This window comes from Sphingomonas sp., from assembly GCF_035910975.1.
Lineage (GTDB): Bacteria > Pseudomonadota > Alphaproteobacteria > Sphingomonadales > Sphingomonadaceae > Sphingomonas.
On sequence record NZ_JAMHWM010000001.1, the window covers coordinates 1 to 3,147 of the forward strand.

At 66.1% G+C, this 3,147-nt stretch carries 6 protein-coding genes; all 6 read left to right on the forward strand.

Going from position 1 to position 3,147, the window contains the following annotated elements; genetic code table 11:
* Positions 1-158: 158 nt before the first annotated feature.
* Positions 159-773 (forward strand): phage virion morphogenesis protein, encoded by a 615-nt coding sequence (locus VYI76_RS00005; protein WP_326522719.1) that lies wholly within the window; start codon positions 159-161, stop codon positions 771-773.
* Positions 774-776: 3 nt separating this feature from the next.
* Entirely contained in the window at positions 777-1,205 is a 429-nt protein-coding gene (locus VYI76_RS00010; RefSeq protein WP_326522720.1) for a Gp37 family protein, read from the forward strand.
* A gap of 36 nt (positions 1,206-1,241) precedes the next feature.
* Positions 1,242-1,970, forward strand: a complete 729-nt coding sequence (locus VYI76_RS00015) for a hypothetical protein (RefSeq protein ID WP_326522721.1) — start codon at positions 1,242-1,244, stop codon at positions 1,968-1,970.
* A complete protein-coding gene (locus VYI76_RS00020; protein WP_326522722.1) occupies positions 1,967-2,464 on the forward strand; it encodes a hypothetical protein in 498 nt (165 codons plus the stop codon). Before VYI76_RS00015 ends, VYI76_RS00020 begins: the two co-directional genes overlap by 4 nt.
* Before the next feature lie 5 nt (positions 2,465-2,469).
* The gene (locus VYI76_RS00025; RefSeq protein WP_326522723.1) at positions 2,470-2,625 is read left to right on the forward strand and encodes a hypothetical protein; all 156 of its coding nucleotides are present in this window, start codon (positions 2,470-2,472) and stop codon (positions 2,623-2,625) included.
* Positions 2,609-3,147, forward strand: a 539-nt coding sequence (locus VYI76_RS00030; protein ID WP_326522724.1) for a hypothetical protein, incomplete at its 3' end; no start/stop codon positions are given. The genes VYI76_RS00025 and VYI76_RS00030, both read left to right, overlap by 17 nt.

Here is a 3,147-nt window from a genome sequence, read left to right on the forward strand (position 1 = left end):
TATGACGATGCGCTGACGCAACTGCGCGACCTGGCGCGCGGCCTGATCTCTCTGCCGCCTGGTGCGGATGGCGAGACGGCCGGCGTGGCTGGCTTCGCTTCCGATGGCTTTGCGTCCGACCGCGTCTTCACGATGGACAGCCTCACCGGATTCTGAACATGTCGACGCCGATCAAGATCAAGGTCGACGACAGCGGCGCGAAAGCCAAGCTCGCCGCGCTCGACTCGGCCCTGGGCAAGATGCAGCCGGTCTATGCGGTCGTCGGCAACGTCCTTCTGAACCGGATACGGCTGTGCTTCAAGCTCGGGATCGACCCATGGGGCAGCCCGTGGGCAAAGATCAAGTGGCGCGCGCCGCGCACGCGCGAGGACGACGGCAAGAGCAAGGGTAAGTCGCTGACGGCCGCGGGCCGCGCGCAGCTCGCGGCGAATGCCCAGGGCAAGTCTGGCGCGCCGCTGCGCGACACCGGCCTTCTGCAGCGCTCAATCAGCGCGAAGGCCGACGGCGACGGCGTCACGCTGGGAACGAACAAGATCCAGGCCAGAATCCACCAGTTCGGCGGCGTGATCAAGCCCAAAAAGGCAAAGATGCTGGCATTCCCGGGCCCGACAGGCGAGATCATCTTCGCTAAGAAGGTCACCATCCCGGCGCGGCCCTACCTGCCACTGAGGCGCGACAGCCTGGCCGTCAACCTGCCGCCGGCGTGGTCTCTTCTCGTGGTCAACGCCTTGCGCACCTACCTGCGCCAATCGGTCGATAAAGTGGAGGCGTGAGACATGTTCGCAAATACCGAGCGATCGATCATCGACAGGCTTCGAGCAAAGATGCCGCCAGGCGTTACCGTCGCGCCGTTGCGCGAGCTCGAGCAAGTTCCGGAGCTGCGCCAAAAGGCGCCGGCTGTCTGGGTCGTCTATGACGGGTACACCGTCGCCGACTCTGTTGCGCATGGCGGCGTGCAGCAGGTCAGGCAGGAGTGGTTCGTCGTGGTTGCAGCCAAGAGCGCGCGCAAAAACGGCGAGGTCGATGCCGCACGCGATGCGGCTGCGCTGCTGTGCGAACAGGTCCTGGCCGCCCTGCTGGGGTTCCACCTCGGCGGGGGCAGATATTTGCAACTGGGGCCCGCTCCAGGCCCCGAATACGATGCGGGCTATTGCCATGTGCCGCTGGCATTTTCGAACGCGGCCACATTCAGGGGCGAACCCTGATCACTTTGATCACTTTGATCACCGGAGTACATCACCATGGCTGACTACAGCTACATCGGCAGCGGTCGAACCTACTTGCGCGAGATCGGTGGCTCGGCGGGTCTCGTCGAGGTCGGCAATTGCTCGGCTTTGTCCTTCGGCGTCACCGAAGACACGAAGGAGCTCAAGGACTACACGCAGCCGGGCGGCGGGACCTACAACGAGGTCAGGCGGATCAGCGCCGTCGAGGCCACGATGACGATCCACGACATCAACGCCGAGAACCTGGCGCGGGCGCTCTACGGCTCGACGTCTGCCGTCACGACGGCGGCCATCACCGACGAGGCGCACGCCGACATCGTGCTCGGCGCCTTCATCCCGACCACGCACCTTCCGAGCGCGATCGGCGCGGTGAAAAAGGGCGCGACGGTGCTCGCCGAGAACACCGACTACGAAGTGCGCCCGTCCGGGATCATCCCGCTGGGCGGCGCGCTTTCCGCAGGCGACGACATCACGATCAGCTACACGAAGGCTGCCGCCGACGTGGTGCAGGCGCTGACGAGCTCGGGCAAGGAGTATGAACTGGTGTTCGACGGCCTGAACGAGGCGCGCAGCGGCAAGAGAACCCGCGTGACCGCCTACCGCGTCAAGCCTGGCGCGCTGCAGTCGCTGGGCCTGATCGGAGAGGACTACGGCGCGCTCGAAGTCACCGGCAAGGTGCTCAAGGACACGACGAAGATCGGCGCCGGCGTCTCCCAATACTTCAAGGTCGAGATCGAGAAGTGAACGACGATGTCGACGTGATCGACGGCGGCGCCCTTCGGGGCGCTGTGCGTTTGGGAGACGACGAGGGCGCGGTGACGATCACCGTCCGGCCGCTCACTGTCGCGCAGATCCCGGGCTTCACCCGTGCTATCCGCCCGATGCTCGACGTCGTGGCCGATGTCATGGCGAACGGCGTCAACTTCGACACGCTGGCCGGCGCGGTGGAGGGCAACTTCACCGACATGGTGGCGGCCCTGGCCGCGGCCACGACGCGATTCCCACGCGGAGCGAGCGACGACGATAAGGCGTCGGCCCTGGCCGCGCGCGCCGAGCAGATCGAGGCCGCGACCGTCGAGCAGGTGCTTGAACTGCTGCTGGCTGTGATCCAGGCCAACAAGGATTTTTTGCGCGGTCGTCTGGTCCTGGCCCTGCGGACGGCGGCAATGTTGAAGGCTGGGGCTGGGCTGATGTCGTTGTCGCCTTCATCGGCGCCGGATTCTCCCGTGACGACCTAGACGGGATGACGCTCGCGCAGGTGCGGGCGATCATGCAATCCGTTGCGCGCCGTGAGGCGTCGCGGCGCCTGGGCGACTCGATCGCGCTGCGCATGTCGCAGGCTGATAGCCCAGCATGGAAGGGCTACGTGAAGGGGCTACGGCGTGTCGAGCGATCTTGAGTTCCGAATCAGCGCCGAACTGACCGAGGTCAAGGGCGCGATTGCCGACCTGCGGCGCGACCTGGCGTCTCTTGGCGCTCTGAAAGTGCCGTCGACGAAGGCCTTCGATGGCATCGAGAAGGGCGCGAAGGACGCGGCGAAGGCGGCCGACGACACGAAGAAGCGCGTCCGCGACGCGGCAAAGCCGGCCGGCGGGAATCAGGGAAACCCGTTCCAGCCGGTCGTCGACGGAGCGCAGAAGGCCGAGGCTGCAGCCAAGCGCGTTGGCGACCGCGTGCGCGACGCGCGCACCGGGCGATTTGTTGCCGGCGGCGGTGGATCGTCGAGCCCATTTGTGGGTGTGGAAACCGGCGCGGCCGGCGCGCTCGGGTCAATCGGCCGTCTCGTGGCTGGGGTTGCCACGCTGGCGACGACGCTATCCCTGATCGGCAAGGCCGACGAACTGAACACGCTGAACGCGCGCTTGCGCCTTGTGACGAACAGCGTCGAGGAATACAACCGCGCGCAGGTCGCCCTGTTCGA